The sequence below is a fragment of the Corynebacterium camporealensis genome (assembly GCF_000980815.1).
GTDB classification, from domain to species: domain Bacteria; phylum Actinomycetota; class Actinomycetes; order Mycobacteriales; family Mycobacteriaceae; genus Corynebacterium; species Corynebacterium camporealense.
In genome coordinates, this window is sequence record NZ_CP011311.1 from 1211005 (window position 1) to 1232383 (window position 21379).

Consider the following 21379-nt stretch of genomic DNA (forward strand, 5'->3'; position numbering starts at 1 on the left):
GAAATGGCTCGCCTTTCTGATTCTGCCAGTTTATGTCCGTACGGATAAACTGAGCAGCGGAACCTAATAAGAAAAGGGGAAGCTATGCTCGCATCAGTGCTTGCGCCAGATTCAGTTTTAGCCATCATTTTGCAGCTCGTGGTCATCCTGAGTGCACTGTTGTTGGGCACTCGCTACGGTGGCCTCGGCCTGGGCTTGATTTCAGGCATCGGCCTGATGCTCATGGTCTTCGTCTTCGGCCTAGCTCCAGGTGAGCCGCCCATCGACGTCATGCTGACTATCATCGCAGTCATTGGCTGTGCGGCTACGCTGCAACAGGCCAGGGGACTGGAAGTGATGATGCAGTTTGCCGAGCGCATCTTGCGCGCCCACCCTGAACGCATCACCATCCTCGCACCGATTACGACCTGGTTCCTTACCGTGTTGTGCGGTACCGGACATGTGGTTTACACGATGTTTCCGATCATCGAAGACATCGCGTTGAAGAAGGGCATCCGCCCGGAGCGTCCCATGGCAGTGTCTTCAACCTCAGCGCAGATGGGTATCACGGCCTCACCAGTTTCTGTGGCAACTGTTTCTTTGGCCTCCATTCTCGCTGAAAACGCCGGTGTCATCGACCAGGCTTACTCCATCCCACAAATCCTCATGGTCGCCATCCCAGCATCCTTGAGTGGTGTCCTGCTTGCAGCCTTGTGGTCACTGCGTCGCGGTAAGGACCTGGACAAAGACCCGGTGTTCCAAAAGCGCATGGAAGATCCTGAGTTTGCTCGATCCCTGACGGAGTCCAGCCACTCGCTGCTCGATGAGGTCTTCCCGGCTACCGCTAAGCGCTCCGTGGTGATCTTCCTCGTTGCTATTGCCACCGTGGTTGTTCTGGGTGCGTTCGATGCCCTGCGCCCGAGTTTTCCCAATGAAGACGGCGATTTGACGCCGTTGTCGATGAACCTCGTTATTCAGATGGTCATGCTGGTTGCCGGTGCACTTATCCTGCTGACCTGCAATGTCGACAATAAGAAGATTGCTGGCACCCCTGTGTTCAAGGCCGGCATGACCGCGGTGTTCTCCGTCTTCGGTGTTGCCTGGATGGCAGATACCTTCTTCCAGACTCACGTCGATGCACTCGAAGCCGAACTTGGCGATGTCGTTGCCAGCGCACCGTGGGCTTATGCAATCGTGCTGCTGATTGTGTCCAAGCTGGTCAATTCCCAGGCGGCCGCGCTGGTGGCTATCGCCCCAATTGGTCTGCAACTGGGCATCGACCCAGCCGTCATCGTCGGCTTCTACGGCGCAGCCTATGGCTACTTCATTCTGCCGACCTACCCATCCGACCTAGCTTGTATCGGCTTCGACCGCACCGGCACCACCCGTATTGGCAAGTTCGTGATCAACCACTCCTTCCTCATCCCGGGCAGTATCTCGGTGCTGACCTCCTGTATTGTCGGCTCGATTTTGGCGCAGATTCTGCTCTAAGCCCGACGCACTAAGAATGCGTCGCTGCGGTAGGTAATCTCTACGATATCGTCAGCTGCAAAGCCGAGGTGTTCGTGGAGATACCAGTTCAAGTTAGCGGTCATCCGTTCGCGGATGGCCGCTTTGCTGCGTAACCAGTAAGAACGGGTGTGCATCAACTGGTGGACTTCCGGGATGGTTAAGCGTTGCACCCAGTGGGTGCGTACTTCTTCGTCGATTTGCCAGGGTGTTGCGAGCTTTGGGGTGAACCCGGCGCGCAGGATGTCGCCGGAGTGCATGATGCGGGTAAGACGCAGAATCCAGGGGTCGGCTTCGACGTCGATGGTGTTCCAGGCTAGGACGACGGTGCCGCCGGGACGGAGGATGCGGTCGAACTCTGCGCTGGCGGCTTCGACGTCGACCCAGTGCCACGTTTGGGCGCAGGTGATGGTGTCGATGGAGGCATCGGAAAGCGCAGTGTTTTCTGCCGTGGCACGCCAGGTGGGGATGCGCAGGTTCTGGTGGAGTTGGCGGGCCATGTCGGCGGAAGGATCGCAGGCCAGCACGTGTGGGTGGGGCAGTGCTTGAGTGAGTTTGCCTGTGCCGGCGCCAATGTCGACGACTGTGCCGGTGTTACCTGCAAGAGCGACGACCTCGTCCGGGTAACCGGGGCGGACGTCATGATAGGTGGATGCGCCGGTGCTGAAAGCCCGGGCGGACGTATCGCGCGCGTCGGTGCTATGAAAGCGCGGCGCGGTCGCTGAGGAGGGCTTGCGGTAGCTGGGGTAGTGCGACGGGTCAGGGTGGTGAGTCGACATAACGTGATTAACCTACCGTGAAATACAATGCAAGGTTATGTCGACACTTCCAGCACCTTCCGATCCGCGCTGGTTGCTCAAGACGGTCTTTTCCCAATACCGATTGTCCGCGCCAGCATCCATTCTGATGGCGTTGTCTTTCCTGTCGAATGGTCTCACGCCTGTGATTGTGGGCCGGGCAATTGATGATGCGATTGCGCAAGGGTCTGTGCGCTCGTTGGGATTCTGGATCGGCGTCTTGGCAGCCGTGTTCCTCTTTAACATCGTGGTTGCTTGGTTTGCCCGTGGCATGTTTAACCGGGCGATGCTGGAAATTGGCCACGACCTGCGTATGGAAGTCACTGACCGCATTCAGCACCCACGCGGTATTGGTGGCCCAAGGCGCACTGCTGGTGAGCTGCTAGCCATTGCGTCGTCGGATACCAAGCGTGTGGCCGATGCGGTCATCATGACCGTCTTCCCGGTCGCGGAGATTGCCTCGATTATCTACGTCGCCGTCATGGTGGCTTTAGTCAACGTCCCGTTGGGCTTGGTGGTGCTGTTGGGCGGTCCCACCATGGTGTGGATTTCCCTGCGCGCGGCGAAGCCCTTGCGGCGTCGTTCGAGTACTCGTCAGGCAGCCCTTGCACAAGCATCGGCGACTGCCACTGACGTTGTACAGGGACTGCGTATTCTGAAGGGCCTAGGCTCTATCAACACCGTGCGCAAGCGCTACCAGGTGGTGTCTGATGAAGCTTACGAGCGCACCGTGGATGCCAATGGTGCGCGTGCACGGCTCGATGCGATTACGGAGACCGTCGGTGCCATCTACGTCATCGGTGTGGCATTGGCTGCGGGCTTTATGGCTATCAACGGTGCGATCAGTATCGGTGAGCTCATCACTGTCATTGGTCTGACTCAGTTCATCATCACCCCGATGACGATGTTGGGTAAGAATATTGCGTCTCGCTGGGCTGCGGCACAAGCCTCCGGACGCCGTATCACCACGCTGCTTAACGCTGATGGCGTGGACGATACTGCTCCTGCCGAACCAGCAGTTGGTCCCGGTATCCATGTGGTAGCCGACCACGCGCCAGAGGGCATCGAGTTTCTCCCGCGTGAGCGCTACCTGGTCACCCCGCACCAGGCGGACTTGTTTGCCGGCACGATTCTAGACAATGTCCACTCGGATCGAGAGAAAGCCGAACAAGCCCTGTGGGTGGCTGCAGCCGACGACATCCCCGGCGGTTGGGACCGTGAGGTAGGCGAGAACGGCGGCAACCTATCTGGCGGTCAACGTCAGCGCGTTGCTTTGGCCCGTGCGATTGCTGCCGATGCCGACATCCTCATCCTCCAAGACCCCACCACGGCGGTGGACTCGGTGACCGAACAGCGCATCGCTAGCCGCGTGGCTGACTTCCGCCGCGATAAGCCCACGATCATCTACACCACAGCCCCTGCGTGGTCGGCACAGGAGGTGAGCTCCTAACATGCGTTTCCCAACTGCTACCTGGCCGCAGGTTCGCAGCGCACTCGGTGCCACTCTCAAACATGTGCCCGGCGCGCGCGGCTACTTCATCTTGTCGATTATCTTGCTGGCCGGTGGTGCTGCCGCCCACATCCTGGTGCCAGTGCTACTCGGCAAGATCGTCGACATCATCACCGGTGAAAGCACCTGGACACTACTGCAGATTGCCTTGGCACTCGTTGGTGCAGCCGCGGCGTCAGCTGGGTTGTCTGCCGCCGGTTTCTATCTGCTGTCTCGGCTTAGCGAACGCGCTATCGCTAACCTGCGTGAAGACATGGTGGGCACTGCCTTGGGCTTGCCGGTCCACCGCGTCGAAGAAGCCGGCAGTGGTGACTTGGTTTCCCGCTCGACGGACGACGTGTCAGAGCTATCCGCTGCGGTGACTGAGACTTTGCCAGTGCTGGCTAGCTCGCTGTTTTCCATTGCAGCCACCGCCATTGCGCTAGTCACCATGGACTGGCAATTCTTGCTTGTCGTGCTGTGTGCTGCACCCATCTATGCATTGGCGGCACGTTCCTATCTCAAGGTTGCCCCGCAGCGCTACGCCAACGAACGTGCCTCCATGGCAGATCGTGCCCTGCGTGTGTTGGAAGCTATCCGCGGTCGTGCAACCGTGCGCGCTTTCGGCATGGAACAGCAGATGCACGACCGCATTCATGAATCCAGCCGCAACGTCGTCGAGCACGGATATGCCGCACGCCGGACCATGATGGTGTTGCAAGTCTGGATTTCCACCGTGGAACTGGTCATGCTGTGTACTGGTTTGCTGGTCGGCTTTTGGGCAGTCTCTCAAGGCAACCTCACCGTCGGTGCGGTTACTGGTGCCATCTTGATGCTCATCCGCCTACGCGGACCACTCATTGGCCTGATGCGCGTGCTCGATACCGTGCAGTCCGGCTACGCCTCACTGGCACGCATTGTCGGTGTGGTCGCTGATCCACCGCAGCCCGTGCCAGATTCAGGTGCACCAGCACCGCGTGGCGATGTCGACATGGAGCATGTCTCCTTTGCTTACGATGACGGCGGCTGGGCTGTCGAGGACGTCAGCGCTGAGCTTAAACCTGGCCAGACCTTGGCCCTCGTTGGCGCCTCCGGCGCCGGTAAGACGACCGTTGCTGCCTTGTTGGCAGGTCTCCGCGTTCCGGATGCCGGGTCTGTGCGCATCGATGGGGTAGAAGTCTCCCAGCTTTCTGATGCCGAACGCGTCACCCGCTTAGCGATGGTCTCCCAGGACGTCTATGTCTTCTCCGGCACCCTGCGTGAAGACCTCCAATTGGCCCGCCCGGATGCCAGCGATGAAGAGATGATCGCTGCACTTGAACGGGTGCAGGCAGACTGGTTCTTCAAACTTGCCGACGGCCTGGATACCGAAGTCGGTGCCCAAGGGGTGCAACTGGAACCCGTGGAGGCACAACAGCTTGCACTGGCGCGCATCCTGCTGTTGGACCCGAAGGTCGTCGTCATGGATGAGGCCACCGCAGAGGCAGGTTCCGTGGGTGCCGGCGCACTCGAGGATGCCGCCCGGGAAGTCACCGAAGGCCGCGCCAGCCTCGTGGTCGCACACCGCCTGGATCAGGCTGCGGCGGCAGATGAGATCCTCGTCATGGATTCTGGCCGAGTGGTAGAACGAGGCTCGCACCAGCAGCTGCTAGATTATGAGGGTCAATACGCGCGACTCTGGGCCGCTTGGCAGAAAGGACGCTCTTAAATACCTTGATACGCAGCATCTTTGGCGCACTTATGGCCAGCAGCGTGCTGCTGTTGGGAGCGTGCGCACAACCCGAAGAACCACCTCGGGAGCAGCAGGAAGAAAAGACGGATCTGGGCATTCCGATGTCTGCTCCTATCGCGGGACCAGAACCGGGGAACATCAAGACCATCAACCTGCCTTCTGGTCGCAGCTACCTCCTGTCAGTTCCGGATGACTACAACGGGGATCAGCAATGGCCACTCGTGCTGGCCTTCCACGGCTGGGGTGAAACCCCACTGAAGTTCCTGCAGTATTCCGCTTTTAATGAAGCAGAAGCCATCGTGGCTTTCCCGACTGGTGAAGACAAAGCCTGGGCACCGGCGCCGTATGCGGACACCACTGCAGACGAGGACCAAGAATTCGTTGAGCAAGTCATTGATACCCTGCGCGCGACCTACTCGATTGACGACTCGCGCATTTTCGCCACGGGTATGTCGAATGGCGGTGGCTTCGCGGCGTACTTGGGCTGCCAGATGCCCGAGACCTTCAACTCCATCGCGTCGATTTCTGCTGCGTACTACTACGGCATCCACGAAGGATGCTCGAATGAGCCGGTCGGCCGACTCGACATCCATGGCACTGACGATCCAATCGTCGGCTACTGGGGTGGCAAGCGCCATGGCCGCCCGTACTCCTCAGTGGAATCTGTCCTCGATCGTGACGCTGAGCGCAACGAGTGCAGCAACCAAGTCGCCACCAGCCGCCTTGCTAACCAAGCCATCAAACAAGACTGGATTGGCTGTGCTGAGCCACTCGAGCACATCCGTATCGGTGGCGGTAGGCATATCTGGCCTGGCGGAGCTCATGATGCCAGCCAGGAAGTCGGCGCCTGGTTCGCTACCGATAGCGTGCTTGACTTCTTCGCCATCCCCGGCCGTCCGGCGGGTACCCCAGACGTCTAGAGCGCCAATATCTACATCAGCGCTACGGCCTGGTCTTAGGCCTCCTAGGCCCTAAAGACCTGGACAGTTCCGTCGGTGACAGCGGCAATGCGGGCTTGGCAGATCTCCGCAATGCTCTTATAACCTGCGCGTGCAGCGGCGCTGCGTGGTTCTGTGGGTTCCGGCAGTTGTACGAGGCAGAAGGTGCGGTTGCCGTCGTCTTCGGCGTTGAGTTCAGCAACTGCCTGAGCGGTGGTGCCAGAACCGGCAAAGAAGTCGAGGACTACTGCATCGGGGCCCGCAGCGATGGAAATTAGGTGCTTGATAAGGCGCACCGGTTTAGGGAAATCAAAGACACCGGAGACACCGACGGCGTCTTCGGCATCCTTGCGGCCAGTGCGGGTGACACCGAAGCGTTCGCCATCCAGGATGGAACGGGGGCGAGCACCGATCTTTTCGTAGTTTTTGGTGTAGACAAACCCGCGGCGAAAAACCAGCTGATCGTAGTTTTTCTCGACCTTCTCTTTGCCCCAACGCCAACGAGCAACTTTGTCGTGGCCAGCAGGCTGATGCGGCCAGTATTCGCGGCCGTCAGGATCAGCAATGGGGAAATCCAAGGTGGGCAGGTAACCCAGAGTCTTCGAGTCTAGGCGCACTAACGAGTAGCGACCGTGTTCGTCTTCGTAGTTGTAGTTGGTCGTCGTGCGTGCAGAGCGATCAGGTAGGAAACCGGGGTTCTGCGGGGAACCGGCATAGACGAGTACGTATTCGTGTTCGATGATGGCGTACTTGGAGTCGTTTTTACCGGTGCCTGCTTTCTTCCAGATGAATTGGCCAGCATAGCAGTGCTCGCCGAAGACTTCGTCGGCAACCTTGCGTACATTGGCTGCTTCATCCTCGCCAATGGAAATGAAGATAAAGCCGGTATCGGCAAGGACCTGCTTGGCCAGAATCAACCGCGGCAGCATCATCGACAGCCACTGCGCATGCCATTGGCCATAGTCACCGGCAGGGCCTTTGCGACGGGCGCGGTAGTTATCCCGGTAGGTGAAAGACTTGCCGGTGTTATAGGGCGGGTCGATGTAGATGACATCGGCGCAGAAGCCCTCGTCGACAAGCTGTTTGAGCACGTCGAGGTTGTCACCGATGTAGAAGCGATTGCTCGGGGCATCGTTAAGCCGTGCTTGGTCGCCGAGGACTGCGCCGGGATGAAAGGACTTGTTCAGCGGAGCGGAGGCTTCCTGGCGGGCGTGCTCCTTACCGGGCCAGACCAGCCCGAAGAAGCTGTTGGCGGCGTCAGGAGTAGAGGTCATAGAGGAATAAAACCCTTTCCGCGGCCGATAGATCTAGGTTTCGATTATATAACGTTCCGCCTGATTTCTTGGCTGAACCTGGTGTGCTTGATTGGACGTACGTAGGGTGGGCGCCCGTAGCCACCCGTTAGGGATGGCGATAGTTAGATGAATCGTATGGAGAAAGGATTTTAGCAATGGGTATTGCAGACAAGGCTAAGGACGCACTGAACTCTGAGAAGGGCCAGCAGAAGGCTAACGAGGGTCTGGACAAGGCAGCTGACTTCGCCAAGGACAAGGTCGGCGACGACAAGGCTGACAAGGTTGATCAGGCTCGCGACAAGGTCGGCGAGAAGCTCAACAATGACGCTGGCCAGGGCAAGAAGTAAGTCCTGAACTTAGAAAAGCCCTCCCGGGTAGCTCGACGATGAAGCTACTTTTTGGGAGGGCTTTGCTATGCCAGCTTTAGTGGCCCGTCTGCTTTACAATCCCAGCGGGCTGGTGCGTGGGGTGACAGCAACTGGCAGGGCAGTTTCACCCATGAGGTCAGCATCGACAGCTGCGGCGCACGCGCGGCCTTCCGCAATGGCCCAGACGATCAGGGACTGGCCGCGGCCGTTATCGCCAGCGACGTATACCTGCGGCTTAAAGCCAGGGAACAGCGGCTTGGTTTCAGCGCGGTACTGCTCGTCGCGAACCATGCGGCCGCGCTCGTCGAAGGAAACCCCCAGCTCATGGGTGACACCGCCGCGCTCAGAGCCCTGGAAGCCCAAAGCGATGAGCACGAGGTCAGCGTCGAGTTCGAAGTCGGTATCTTCCATCGGTACGCGACGTCCATCAACGACCTTGACCTCGTTGCCGCGCAGAGATTCGACCTTGCCATTGGCGCCATGGAAGGAGACGGTGTTCGCGTTGTAGACACGAACGCCTAAGGTATCGCCTTCGCCGCGACGGGCCAGGCCAAGTGCCTCAATCTCTTCTGCGGACTCATCACCAGTGATGACGTACTCGCCTTCCTCGTGGGCAGTAGCCGTGCGATACAGCAGGGGGTACATCGGCCACGGGGTAGACGCCGCACGGTTCTTCGGTGCACGCGGGCGAATGTCGAACTGGGTGACAGAGGCAGCGCCCTGGCGCAGTGCGGTACCGAAGCAGTCAGTGCCGGTGTCACCGCCGCCAATAATGACTACCTTTTTGTCCTTGGCGCTAATGGCTGGCTCGTCATAGTCGCCTTCATTAACGCGGTTTTGCCAGGTGAGGTACTCCATGGCCGGGTAGATGCCCTCGAGCTCACGGCCATCGACTTCCAGGTCACGCGGGACCGGGGTGCCGGTGGCGAGCACGACGGCGTCGAAGGAGTTCAGATCCGTAGCAGTCGGGGATACGCCAGTACGGAACTCGGTGCCTTCGGCTTCCATCTGCTCGATGCGGCGGTTAATCCACTTCTTTTCCATTTTGTATTCCGGCACGCCATAGCGCATCAGGCCACCGATGCGGTCGTCGCGCTCGAAGACGGTCACGCGGTGACCAGCGCGGGTGAGCTGTTGTGCGGCAGCCATGCCGGCCGGACCGGAACCGACGACTGCCACAGTCATGCCGGTATCCAGCGAAGGCTTAATCGGCTTGACCCAGCCTTCCTCGAAGGAACGCTCAGCGATGGCCAGCTCGATGTTCTTGATGGTCACTGCGTCGTCGTTGATGCCCAGCACGCAGGCGCCTTCACAAGGAGCGGGGCACAGACGGCCGGTGAACTCCGGGAAGTTATTCGTCGCATGCAAGCGGTCGAAGGCTTCTTCCCAGCGATCCTGACGGACCAGGTCGTTCCACTCCGGGATGATGTTGCCCAGTGGGCAACCTTCGTGGCAGAAGGGCACACCACAGTCCATACAGCGGGTTGCTTGTTGCTCTAGTTGGCCTTCTGGGGCAGCCTCGTAGACTTCCCGGTAGTCCATCAAACGCAGCGGCACCGGGCGGTGGGCTGGTTCTTCGCGGTCGTATTTTAAAAATCCCTGTGGATCAGCCATTACTTCACTGCCTCCATGATTGCTTCGTTTTCGTCGCGGTTGTCCTTGCGTGCTTCCTCAATGACGTCGAGGACGCGGCGGTAGGGTGCAGGAACAATCTTGACCATGTCTGTAGGTCGTGCCTTCGTCTTTGAACCAGTGCGCGTGATGTGTTCGGCAATGGTCTTGGACAGGAACTCGATATCGTCATCGTCGAGTTCTTCAATGCCATTGGCCACGTCCTTGTTCAGACGCGATTCCAACTCCGGGGAGTTTTGGATGTAGGCGATACCACCGGACATACCGGCACCGAAGTTCTCACCAATCTCGCCTAAGATGACGACCTTGCCGCCGGTCATGTACTCACAGCCGTGGTTGCCAACGCCCTCAACTACGGCGGTGGCACCAGAGTTTCGCACGCAGAAGCGCTCACCAACAGTGCCGCGGATAAATAGTTCACCGGAGGTTGCACCATAAGCAGTCACGTTGCCGGCGATGATATCCGGGTTGTGCTCGAGCTGCTCCGGCTCGTTGTCATCCGGGCGAACCACGATGCGGCCACCAGATAGGCCCTTGCCCACGAAATCGTTGGCATCACCGACCAGGTTCATCGTGATACCACGCGGTACGAAAGCACCAAAGGAGTTACCAGCCGAACCGCGGAAGGTCAGGTTCAGCGTGTCCGACGGCAAACCATTGACACCGGCAGCACGGGTCAGACGGGAGCCCAGCATCGTACCGACAGAGCGGTCGACGTTGCTGATCGGGTACTCCAAGGAAATCGAGGGGTCTTCGCCACCAGTCATCCAGGACGGCGCGTTCGCCGAGTTCTTCGCCGCAGCGGCATCGATAGTTAGCTGGGAAGCAGTGATGATCTGGTTATCCAGTGCCTCATCCAGGCTGTGGTTTTGGGTCTTGGTGCAGCGCAGATTCTGGTTACGGAAGTGTGGGGACTCGATGCGCTCGAAAATCGGGGAGAGATCCAGGTTCTGTGCGCGGTCGTGGCCGACTTCCTTGTTCTGACGCAGCACCTGTGCCTGACCAATGGCCTCATCCAGGGAGCGGAAGCCCAGCTGAGCCAGGTACTCGCGCACCTCTTCAGCAATGAAGGTAAAGAAGTTAACCACGTGGTCAGCACGGCCGGTGAACTTCTTACGCAGCTCCGGATTCTGGGTCGCAATACCTACCGGGCAGGTATCCAGGTGGCACACGCGCATCATAATGCAGCCTTCAACCACCAGTGGGGCGGTGGCGAAGCCGTACTCTTCCGCGCCTAGCAGCGCGGCAATGATGACGTCGCGACCAGTCTTGAGCTGACCGTCAGCCTGCACGCGAATACGGTCACGCAAACCGTTGAGCAGCAGGGTCTGCTGGGTCTCAGCCAGGCCGAGCTCCCACGGACCACCGGCATGCTTCAGCGAAGTCAGCGGCGATGCACCGGTACCGCCATCGTGGCCGGAGACCAGCACGACGTCGGCATGCGCCTTGGACACACCAGCAGCCACAGCACCAATGCCGCGCTCAGCCACCAGCTTGACGTGGATGCGCGCATCCGGGTTAGCACTTTTCAGATCGTGGATGAGCTGGGCAAGGTCCTCAATCGAGTAGATATCGTGGTGCGGCGGCGGGGAAATCAGTCCCACACCTGGGGTGGTAATACGCACCTCAGCAACCCACGGGTAGACCTTGTGCGGTGGCAGCTGGCCACCTTCACCCGGCTTTGCACCCTGGGCCATCTTGATCTGAATGTCGGTGCAGTTGTTCAGGTAGTGGCTGGTCACACCAAAGCGGCCTGAGGCGACCTGCTTGATGGCAGAGCGCTTCCAGTCACCATTGGACTCGACCTCGAAGCGCTTCGGGTCCTCGCCGCCCTCACCGGAGTTCGACATGCCACCCAGGCGGTTCATGGCAATCGCCAGGACCTCATGGGCTTCCGCAGAAATGGAACCATAGGACATCGCGCCGGTAGAGAAGCGCTTAACGATGTCGGCCACCGACTCCACCTCATCAATGGAGATGGGCTCACGATCCGGAACGAACTCAAACATGCCGCGGATGGTAGCCAGGCGCTTGGACTGGTCATCGACCGCGCGAGTGTAGTCTTTGAAGATCTTGTACTGGCCCGTCTTCGTGGCGTGCTGGAGCTTGAAGATCGTCTCCGGGTTAAACAGGTGGAACTCACCTTCGCGACGCCACTTGTACTCGCCGCCCAGTTCCAGGTCGCGGTGGGCGTTTTCTTCCGGACGAGGCAGGAAGGCCGAGCGGTGACGCGCCTCGACATCGGCAGCGATATCTTCGAGACCCATACCGGAAATCGGCGAAGAGATGCCGCCGAAGTAATCCTCCAGCAGGTCCTGGTGCAGACCAGTACAGTCAGCCAGCTGCGCACCACGGTAGGAACTGACAGCCGCAATGCCCATCTTGGACATGACCTTCAAAATGCCGGTGGTAGCAGCCGAGATGTAGTTGCCACAGGCTTCATCCAGGGTCAGCTCACCGAGTTGGCCCTTCATGCGCAGCTCATCGATGGTCTCAAACGCCATGTAGGGGTTAATAGCGTCGGCACCAAAGCTAATGAGCATAGCCAGGTGGTGTACCTCGCGAGCGTCACCGGACTCGATGACCAGGGATGCGCGGGTGCGGGTGCGTTCTGCGACCAGATGCTGGTGGACAGCGGAGGTCAGCAGCAGGGAGGGAATAGGAGCGAAGCGTTCGTCCGACTCGCGGTCAGACAGGACAATCAGGGTTTTGCCCTCAGCAATAGCGGCAGATACTTCACGACGCACGCGGTCAATGGCCTCACGCAGACCACGACCGTGGTGTGCGACAGGGTAGAGACCAGAGATAACTGCGGCACCGAAGTGTTCGGCCTTGCCTTCATCATTAGCGTGAATCAGGGTCGCCAGCTGGTGGTTGTCGATGACCGGGCCGTCGAGATGCAAACGACGTGCTGCCGCTGCATCTGGGTTAAGCACGTCGGATTGTGCGCCCATGAGCGTGAACATCGAGGTGATGTTCTTCTCGCGAATCGAGTCCAGCGGCGGGTTGGTCACCTGCGCGAAGCGCTGGGCGAAGAAGTCATAGATCATGCGTGGCCGTGCCGAAAGTGCCGCAATCGGGGTATCCGAACCCATCGAACCGATCGCCTCAGCGCCAGTCAGCGCCATCGGGCGGATGATGAGGTCGACGTCTTCTTCGGTGATACCGAAGGTGCGCTGGCGCAGCACCGCTCGGTTGTGCGGCATGTACTTGTACTCAGTTTGCGGCAGGTCTTCGATATGCACGAAGTTGTCGCGAATCCATTCGCCATAAGGCTGGGCGTGGGCCAGGCGCTGCTTGATTTCGTCGTCTTCGACGATGCGGCCGTGTTCAGTATCAACCAGGAACATACGGCCTGGCTGCACACGAGTGCGCTTGACGATCTTGGATGGCTCGATATCCAGCACGCCGGTCTCAGAAGCCATGACGACCAGGCCGTCTTCGGTGATCCAGATACGCCCCGGGCGCAGACCATTGCGATCCAGGACAGCGCCGATGAGCGTGCCGTCGGTAAAGGCCACTGCTGCCGGGCCATCCCAGGGCTCCATGAGGCAGGAGTGGTACTCGTAGAAGTCACGCAGGTCCGGATCAATATTGTCCTGGTGCTCCCAGGCCTGCGGGATCATCATCATGACCGCGTGCGGCAGGCTGCGACCGCCTAGGTGGAGTAGCTCCAAGGCCTCATCGAAAAGCGCGGTATCAGAACCGGAGGAGTCGCAGACCGGCAGGACACGGTCGAGTGGGCCGAGCAACTCGGACTCAATGAGCGCCTCACGGGCACGCATCCAGTTCTCGTTGCCCTTGACGGTGTTGATCTCACCGTTGTGCGCCACCATGCGGAATGGGTGCGCCAGTGGCCAGGACGGGAAAGTATTCGTCGAAAAGCGCGAGTGCACAATGGCGAGCGCAGATTCCAGACGCGGGTCCTGCAGGTCAGCGTAGAAGTTACCCAGCTGTGGGGTCGTCAGCATGCCCTTGTAGATCATGGTGCGCGACGACAGGGAAGGGAAGTAGATAGTGTCTTCGCCATTCTTGGTGCCCAGCTCACGCTCGCAACGCTTACGGACGAAGAACATCACGCGGTCGAGGTCAATGCCGGTCTTGCCTTCAGCGCTTAAAAAGATCTGCTGGAAGGTCGGCATCGCGCCTTTGGACATCTCGCCTAAGTCGCTGGGATCCACCGGGACCTCACGCCAGCCGAGGACCTTCGCGCCCTCTTCTTCAGCAATAGCTTCGATCTCACGCTTGGCATCCAACATCGCCATGCGCATGCGCGGCAAGAAGGCGATGCCGGTGGCATAAGCACCAGCCTCAGGCAGATCAAAGCCGTTTTCGGCAGCAACTGCGCGGCAGAATGCATCTGGAATCTGGATGAGAATGCCGGCACCATCGCCGGTGTTGGGCTCAGCACCTGCTGCGCCGCGGTGGTCCAAATTGATTAATGCCTGAATGCCTTTGTCAACAATGTCGCGGGAGGCACGCCCATGCATATCGGCTACAAAGGCCACGCCACAAGCATCATGTTCATAATCCGGACTGTATAGTCCTTGTGCTTTCACGGCCATCGAAAGGGCTCACCTCACAAAGTAGTCGTTAAAGTAACCCGCTTTAAAGAAGTTCACGCCGCACGTGGGATAAAGTCCCAGCGTGCGGCAACTTTTTAAGCTAGATTCCAATATTTATCTATCGTTCAATAGATAGCTTACCTGACGAGGTAGCTCAGATCCCATTTTTATGACCGTTGCATGGCTAAAAATGCAGAAATATCTCACATTGCGGAATGTGGACCTTAGCGTTGCTCTACGCAGCCTCGCGGACTACAGGTAAGGCTTAGTCGGGCGCAGCATCGTGTAACAGGGAATACCGTCGATATCTAAGGTGATATGCGGCTGGAAGCCGTGGCGGCCGTAGAGTTGCGCAGCCTTCTTCGATGTTGCTTCGAGGTACGCCGCGTCGTGTTCGCGGTCGATGCGCTCAAGGCGGTGGCGCAGCAACGCACCACCCACACCACGCCCGCGGGCAGCAGAGCTCACACCGATTTCAGCTAATGCCCAATGCGGTGCATCGGGCTTCGCATCATCGAACTTCTTCGACAGCTTGCGAATCTGTGGCAGTGCGCTAAACGAGGGCAGCGCCTTCCACCACAAGGGAAGGGCTTGGATTTTCTTTAAAAGGCGCGGTTTCGCATCGGGTTTAATCCAGAATGCGACGCCGAGCAGGTCCTTGGTCTCAGCATCAATCGCCATGTCCACCACAGCCGCTTCGGGCAGATGAGAACGCAACATAGCTTCTTCGTGGAAGCGCAGGTGGTACTCGATATCCACATCACCCGGATAGAAGGCACGCGTAACACCATCTTCGCTAAAGACTTCCGCCAACAAGTCCGCGCAGGCAGGAATGTCATCAGTAGTAGCGCTGGTGATATACATGGATTCTCCTCTAGGTAATGCTGCCTGTTTTAGACAAAGCGAAGGGCTCGCCCCAGGAAAAGAGGCGAGCCCATTTAGCTATGACTCAGTGCGGAGATTGACTGTGCAATCTCCTCTACGCTAAATGCCGACTGCGCGGTAAGCGCGCTGCGCATTTAGCAGTCGTAGTACATCTCGAATTCCTGCGGGGTCGGGCGCAGGCGTGCCGGTGCGATTTCGTTTTCGCGCTTGTACTCGATGTAGGTCTCGATGAGATCCTCGGTGAAGACGTCGCCCTCGGTGAGGAAGTCCATATCGTTTTCGAGCGCATCCAGGGAAGCCTCGAGAGAGGTCGGAGCCTGCGGGATGGACGCGGCCTCTGCTGGCGGGAGCTCGTAGAGGTCCTTGTCGACCGGAGCGTGTGGCTCGATACGGTTCTTCACACCGTCCAGACCAGCCAGCATCATTGCGGCAAAGCCCAGGTACGGGTTGCCCGAAGGGTCCGGAGCGCGGAACTCAATACGCTTGGCCTTCGGGTTGGAACCGGTGATCGGGATACGCACTGCGGCAGAGCGGTTGCGCTGGGAGTACACCAGGTTGATCGGCGCCTCAAAGCCCGGCACCAGACGGTGGTAGGAGTTCAGGGTTGGGTTGGTAAACGCCAGAACAGAGCCAGCGTGCGCCAGGATGCCGCCAATGTAGTAGCGAGCAACATCGGACAGACCTGCGTAGCCTTCCTCGTCGTGGAACAGCGGCTTGCCGTCCTTCCACAGCGACTGGTGAGCGTGCATACCGGAGCCATTGTCGTTAGCCAGTGGCTTCGGCATGAAGGTGGCGGACTTACCGAACTGTGCGGCGGTGTTCTTCACGATGTACTTGAAGGTCTGAATGTCATCAGCCGCGTGCAGCAGGGAGTCGAACTTGTAGTTGATCTCGTTCTGACCACCGGAAGCCACCTCGTGGTGGAAGCGCTCGATATCGAAACCAGCGTTCTGCAGGTTACGGACCATGGCGTCACGAACGCCCTCAGTCTTGTCGTAAGGAGGGGTAGGGAAGTAGCCACCCTTCGGACGGGTCTTGAAGCCGGTGTTCGGGGTGCCATCGAAGTTGGTTGGCTCACCGCGGTTCCACCAGCCCTCGTTGGAGTCGACCTCGTAGAAACCGGTGTTGGTCTCGGTGCCGTAGCGCACGGAGTCGAAGATGAAGAACTCAGCCTCAGCACCGAAGAAGCAGGTATCAGCAATGCCGGTGGAAGCCAGGTACTCCTCAGCCTTACGTGCAATGTTGCGCGGGTCGCGGGAGAAAGGCTCAGAGGTAAACGGATCGTGGACGAAGAACTTAATGTTCAGGGTCTTTTCGGTACGGAACGGGTCCACGAAGGCGGTCTTAACGTCCGGCTTCAGGTTCATGTCCGACTCGTCAATGGTGGTAAAGCCACGAATGGAAGAACCATCGAATGCGAGACCTTCTTCGGCGACCTCCTCATCAAACATGGACGCCGGAATGGTGAAGTGGTTCTCGGTACCCGGCAGGTCGGTAAAGCGGATATCGACGAACTTGACGTCTTCTTCCTTAATGAAGTCGACGATGTCCTGCACAGTTTCAAAGGCCATGTGGTTCTCCTTAAAAGATAAGCGTAGATGGTCTTCGCTAGTAGCTTGCGTGCTCTAGATTTCGCTAGAGTATCTGTAGCCTAACAGATTACCTGTCGACAGTTAGATATTCGGTCTACTTTGTGTCGGTGCTACGACCTGCACAAAAAGATTTGTTTGCGCTAATAATTATGGTTTGGCTTCGCACTTCTTAAGCACAGCACGCTTGACGATGTCCCTAGAATCTGCCTCTAACTACACTGCTACACGGGGATTCTGGGAACAGGGAATGCCTGAGACTACAACTACTGAGGACAGTCACTTGTTGCCTGTGACGCGGTCCTGTTTTAGCAGCGGAATTTGATTAATTATTTTTGTTCATCGCGATACGTAGGCGTGTACCGAGCTGTTCAACCGATGGCGAAAACAGAGAAACAGACCGTCAACATTGTCGCTGACGGTCTGTGAATGGTCGGACTAACAGGATTTGAACCTGCGACCCCTACACCCCCAGTGTAGTGCGCTACCAAACTGCGCCATAGTCCGCCGCTGCCTGAAGAAGCAGCTGCCTTAGATTACACCACTGTTACTAGAAGAGAAAAATTCGTTGTCGGGTTAGAGTTCGCCGGTGGAGTAGACCCACTTACCGCCTTGTTTGCGGAAAGTGGAGCGCTCCTTCTGCGAGCCAACTGCAGCGCCTTTGTAGAAGGCTTCAAACTCCACTACACCGGTGTTATCGAAGATGCCTCCGCCTTCAGTATCGAGGATATCTAGGCGATAGAAGCGAATCTCGGCATCGCGCAGGTCGAGGTTCTCCGGGCGGGTGTGATCGTCCCAACTGCGCAGCAAGTACTCGCTGTCACCGGTGACAAAGGCACTAAAGGGCGAGCGCATCAGTGCCTCTGCAGTCGGTGCGTTGTCGCCGTCGTGGTACTTCTTGCAGCATTCGCCAAAGGTTAGGCCGCTGCCACACGGGCAGCGCTTCGACGGGTCGAGCGGATGCAGTGGAGCGCTACTCATTCAGCAATGTCCTGGATTGTGATGTCGCCGCGCAGGAGGGCTTCGACTTCGTTGTTAGCAGCTGCCTCCAGCAGTGTGGCCTTGTCCGCTGCGTCGAGTTCGCCTTCCAAGGTGATGTGGCGTTCGAAGGTGGTCTCGTTGGTCTGGGTGATTTGCACGTGGACATCGTCAAGCGGCATGCGCTTGCCGGCTTCCTTGATGGCCTGCGTGCTGGCCGAGGCCAACGCCGACATCAGCAGACCAGTCGGGGTAAAGCCATTGCCTTTGCCGCCATTCTTCTTCGTGCGGTCCGCGGTGAGCTCCCGATCGTTGTTGCGGACCACCACGCCGAACTTCGTACCGACAGCCGGACGAGCAACAGCGGTATCCGGACCGACTTCACCTGGGTTGTTGATCGGCACGATAAATTGCTCCGACCATGCGCCGATGAGATCAGCAGCGCGCGCAGCAGCCCCTTGCTTGGTGACCAAGTGGTCAGCCTTATCCAGGGCAACCAGCGACTTCGGGTAGCGGGTACGGCGGAAGATGTTCTGAGCGTTGTCGATGCCGACAGTCTGGTCAATAGGAGAGTGCAGCAGCATCAGCGGCTTGCGTAGCTTGCCCAGGTAGGACTCCGGGTTGGTCTCCGCCAGGTCCTCGAGGAACTTGCGCGAGATAACCAGGCTACGTCCACCCAGGGTGACCTCGACAGCGCCCTTTTCATCGACTTCACCAATCTTGTCGGCGTAGTGCAGCACGGAGTGAGCCGGATCGAAAGGCGCGCCAATGGTAGCGACGGCCTTGAGCGAGCGAATGCGGCTACCGGCCGCCAGGGATGCAGCACCGCCCAGGGAGTGGCCCATAAGCAGCTGCGGTGCGGCGTAGTTTTCAGTCAGCCATTCTGCGGCGGCTACGATGTCGTCGACGTTCTGGCTAAAGCTCTGATCGGCAAATTCACCTTCCGATTGGCCCAGGCCCGGGAAATCAAAGCGCAGCGTCGCAATGCCATATGTGGTTAATTGCTTAGATGTACGCGCTGCGCCCGGGGTATGACGCGAGCCCGCAAAGCAGTGCGCGAAGATCGCAAAAGCCCTAGGTGGGGAGTCAGGAAAGTCGATTGTTCCTGCCATTGCAGTGCCGGTGCTCGAGGGGAGCTTTACATTCACTGATTGCATGCGTACCAGGATATATAGGCGCCTGTGCACTAGCCACACTCGGGCCGCTAAAATCGTCAATACTCAACGGTTTCTAAGAAAGGTCTGTCCATGGGTGCATTTGGTTGGTTTTGGAAGGCGATGGGAGCGCGATCGGAGCGCAATAATAAGAAATCCAAAGCCATCGTCGACAACGCCGCCCAGGCTCAGTCCTCTTTAGCCGAACTCGATGACGCCGCCGTGGCTGATGCCGCGCGCAATGCGGTGAAAAATGGGGCGATTGCCGATAAGGAAACCTTCCTCGCCGCATTAGCTGTCGCCAGCGAGCGCCGCCTTGGCATGTCGCCTTTTACCGTGCAGTCCCAGGCCGTGCTGCGCCTGCTGGAAGGCGACGTTATCCAGATGGCTACCGGTGAGGGCAAGACCTTGGTTGGTGCCATGGCAGCCACCGGCTTTGCCTTAAGCGGCAAACGCGTCCACCTGGTGACGGTCAACAATTACTTGGCCGGTCGTGACGCCGATTGGATGCGCCCGCTCGTCGAGTTCTTTGGCCTTAGTGTGGCAGCGGTGACCGAGAAGATGGATGCCGATGCCCGCCGTGCGGCCTACCGCAGCGACATTATTTACGCTCCCGTCAACGAGCTGGGCTTTGACGTGCTGCGCGATAACCAAATCACCGACCGTTCCCAGACGGTGCAGGCGCACGCCGATGTCGCCTTGGTCGATGAGGCAGACTCCGTGCTTGTCGATGAAGCCCTGGTGCCACTCGTCCTCGCCGGCAACCGTCCGGGTGAAGCTCCCACAGGGCATATCACCAATGTGGTCTCCCGCCTGCGCGAAGATATCGACTACACCTTGGGCGAGGATGGCCGCACCGTTGCGCTAACCGACGATGGCGCCCACCGCGTTGAGCGTGCGTTGGGCATTGATTCGCTGTATTCGGAAGAAAACATCGGCACCATCCTGGTCAAAGTCAACCTAGCGCTTCACGCTAAAGCGCTATTGATTCGCGATATCCACTATCTAGTTGTGGACGGGAAGCTGCAGCTTATCGATGCCTCCCGCGGCCGCGTAGCCGACCTCCAGCGCTGGCCCGATGGGTTGCAGGCCGCAGTCGAGGCCAAGGAAGGCCTCGAAGTATCCGAGGGCGGTCGGATCCTCGACACCATTACCTTGCAGGAACTCATGCGCCGCTATCCACTGGTGTGTGGCATGACCGGCACGGCAGTCGAGGCGACTGATCAGCTGCGTCAGTTCTACGACCTGCACGTCTCAGTCATTGACCGGCATAAGGAACTGCAGCGCTTTGACGAAGCTGACCGCATCTACGCCACGCTGGAGGACAAGAACCAGGCCATCGTCGACGAAATCTCGCAGGTCCATGCCACCGGCCAACCCATCCTGGTCGGTACTCACGATGTCGCAGAGTCCGAGGAACTCGCTGAGGCTCTCCAAGAACGTGGCATTGAGGTCAACGTGCTGAACGCAAAGAACGATGCCGAGGAAGCCAAGATCATTGCCGAAGCCGGCGATATTGGCCGTGTGACTGTTTCTACCCAGATGGCTGGCCGCGGTACCGACATCAAACTCGGTGGCGCTGACGAATCCGACCACGACGCCGTGGCGGAACTCGGCGGCCTGGCAGTCTATGGCACCTCCCGTTATCGCACTGCACGTCTGGATAACCAGCTCCGCGGCCGTGCGGGTCGCCAGGGCGACCCCGGTTTGAGCCTGTTCTTCGTGTCCTTGGAAGACGACATTGTGCGCCAGGGTGGGGAAGACGAGTCGCTTGCTGCCCAGCCGGATGAGTCCGGCCGAATCCAGTCCAAGCGAGTCTCTGACTTCGTCGAACATTGCCAGCGTGTCACCGAAGGCCAGCTGCTGGAAATCCATGCGCAGACCTGGAAATACAATCAGTTGCTGGCGGACCAGCGAGTAAGCATCGATAAGCGCCGCGACGCACTACTGGACACCGATACTGCCTGGCAGGAATTGGCTGAGCACAACCCGCAGCGTGCCGCTGAGCTTGAGGACCTGCCTGCCGAGGTAAAGGAAGCAGCCGCCCGCGAAATCATGCTCTACCACCTGGATCTGGCCTGGGCGGATCACCTGGAGCTCATGGATGATGTGCGTGAGTCCATTCACCTGCGTGCTATTGCACGGGAGACGCCCATCGACGAGTACCACCGCATTGCGGTGCGTGAGTTCAAGGAATTGGCACACCGAGCTAAGAGTGAGGCATTTAATACTTTTGCTGAAGTCTCTATCGACTCCGAGGGCGCCCACCTGGATGAAAATGGTCTGGCTCGACCGTCTGCTACCTGGACTTACATGGTTTCAGACAATCCTTTGGCCGGTTCTGGCAACTCAGCACTGCGGGGAATTGGTAACATGTTCAGGTAAGTATTATTCCTCCCCTGGCCACCAACGGGCCGGGGAGTAGCTATCATTGGAATAAGACAAACTAGATTAATCCTCTCGGAGGTA

14 protein-coding genes and 1 tRNA gene are annotated in these 21379 nt (G+C 58.6%); 6 read left to right on the forward strand and 9 right to left on the reverse strand.

Features of this window, described 5'->3' with window-relative positions; genetic code table 11:
- Nucleotides 1–84 precede the first annotated feature (84 nt).
- A complete protein-coding gene (locus UL81_RS05665; RefSeq protein WP_046453373.1) occupies nucleotides 85–1470 on the forward strand; it encodes an anaerobic C4-dicarboxylate transporter in 1386 nt (461 codons plus the stop codon).
- Here UL81_RS05665 and UL81_RS05670 read toward each other — a convergent pair.
- Nucleotides 1467–2267, reverse strand: a complete 801-nt coding sequence (locus UL81_RS05670; RefSeq protein ID WP_035104575.1) for a class I SAM-dependent methyltransferase — start codon at nucleotides 2265–2267, stop codon at nucleotides 1467–1469. The two genes, UL81_RS05665 and UL81_RS05670, sit on opposite strands and share 4 nt — an antisense overlap.
- A gap of 37 nt (nucleotides 2268–2304) precedes the next feature.
- Between UL81_RS05670 and UL81_RS05675 the strand changes: the two genes are divergently transcribed.
- From UL81_RS05675 to UL81_RS05685, 3 genes are read left to right on the forward strand one after another with little or no spacing between them, the layout of a single operon-like run.
- The gene (locus UL81_RS05675) at nucleotides 2305–3735 is read left to right on the forward strand and encodes an ABC transporter transmembrane domain-containing protein (RefSeq protein ID WP_035104578.1); all 1431 of its coding nucleotides are present in this window, start codon (nucleotides 2305–2307) and stop codon (nucleotides 3733–3735) included.
- A gap of 1 nt (nucleotide 3736) precedes the next feature.
- Nucleotides 3737–5482, forward strand: a complete 1746-nt coding sequence (locus tag UL81_RS05680; RefSeq protein ID WP_035104580.1) for an ABC transporter ATP-binding protein — start codon at nucleotides 3737–3739, stop codon at nucleotides 5480–5482.
- 32 nt (nucleotides 5483–5514) lie between these two features.
- Nucleotides 5515–6426, forward strand: coding sequence for an alpha/beta hydrolase family esterase (locus UL81_RS05685; RefSeq protein ID WP_081961377.1), 912 nt, complete (start codon nucleotides 5515–5517; stop codon nucleotides 6424–6426).
- 44 nt (nucleotides 6427–6470) lie between these two features.
- Here the strand turns inward: UL81_RS05685 and UL81_RS05690 are convergent, their stop codons facing one another.
- Entirely contained in the window at nucleotides 6471–7718 is a 1248-nt protein-coding gene (locus UL81_RS05690; RefSeq protein ID WP_035104583.1) for a site-specific DNA-methyltransferase, read from the reverse strand.
- 176 nt (nucleotides 7719–7894) lie between these two features.
- On the opposite strand from UL81_RS05690, the gene UL81_RS05695 reads away from it, so the two are divergent.
- On the forward strand, nucleotides 7895–8086 hold the full coding sequence (locus UL81_RS05695) for an antitoxin (RefSeq protein WP_035104585.1): 192 nt from the start codon (nucleotides 7895–7897) through the stop codon (nucleotides 8084–8086).
- Nucleotides 8087–8179: 93 nt separating this feature from the next.
- Here the strand turns inward: UL81_RS05695 and UL81_RS05700 are convergent, their stop codons facing one another.
- The 7 genes from UL81_RS05700 to UL81_RS05730 form a co-directional block, all read right to left on the reverse strand.
- The gene (locus UL81_RS05700; RefSeq protein ID WP_035104588.1) at nucleotides 8180–9721 is read right to left on the reverse strand and encodes a glutamate synthase subunit beta; all 1542 of its coding nucleotides are present in this window, start codon (nucleotides 9719–9721) and stop codon (nucleotides 8180–8182) included.
- The gene (gltB, locus tag UL81_RS05705) at nucleotides 9721–14298 is read right to left on the reverse strand and encodes a glutamate synthase large subunit (protein ID WP_046453673.1); all 4578 of its coding nucleotides are present in this window, start codon (nucleotides 14296–14298) and stop codon (nucleotides 9721–9723) included. Before gltB ends, UL81_RS05700 begins: the two co-directional genes overlap by 1 nt.
- Before the next feature lie 258 nt (nucleotides 14299–14556).
- Entirely contained in the window at nucleotides 14557–15168 is a 612-nt protein-coding gene (locus tag UL81_RS05710) for a GNAT family N-acetyltransferase (protein WP_052097687.1), read from the reverse strand.
- A gap of 155 nt (nucleotides 15169–15323) precedes the next feature.
- Nucleotides 15324–16760: a type I glutamate--ammonia ligase gene (gene glnA, locus UL81_RS05715; RefSeq protein WP_046453374.1), complete on the reverse strand. Its 1437-nt coding sequence runs from the start codon at nucleotides 16758–16760 to the stop codon at nucleotides 15324–15326.
- Nucleotides 16761–17208: 448 nt separating this feature from the next.
- A tRNA-Pro gene (locus tag UL81_RS05720) sits at nucleotides 17209–17285 on the reverse strand.
- A gap of 69 nt (nucleotides 17286–17354) precedes the next feature.
- The gene (locus UL81_RS05725; protein WP_035104590.1) at nucleotides 17355–17759 is read right to left on the reverse strand and encodes a YchJ family protein; all 405 of its coding nucleotides are present in this window, start codon (nucleotides 17757–17759) and stop codon (nucleotides 17355–17357) included.
- Nucleotides 17756–18913, reverse strand: a complete 1158-nt coding sequence (locus UL81_RS05730; RefSeq protein WP_046453375.1) for a bifunctional alpha/beta hydrolase/OsmC family protein — start codon at nucleotides 18911–18913, stop codon at nucleotides 17756–17758. Before UL81_RS05730 ends, UL81_RS05725 begins: the two co-directional genes overlap by 4 nt.
- Before the next feature lie 90 nt (nucleotides 18914–19003).
- Between UL81_RS05730 and secA2 the strand changes: the two genes are divergently transcribed.
- Nucleotides 19004–21295 (forward strand): accessory Sec system translocase SecA2, encoded by a 2292-nt coding sequence (gene secA2 / locus UL81_RS05735; RefSeq protein WP_035104592.1) that lies wholly within the window; start codon nucleotides 19004–19006, stop codon nucleotides 21293–21295.
- Nucleotides 21296–21379: the final 84 nt, after the last annotated feature.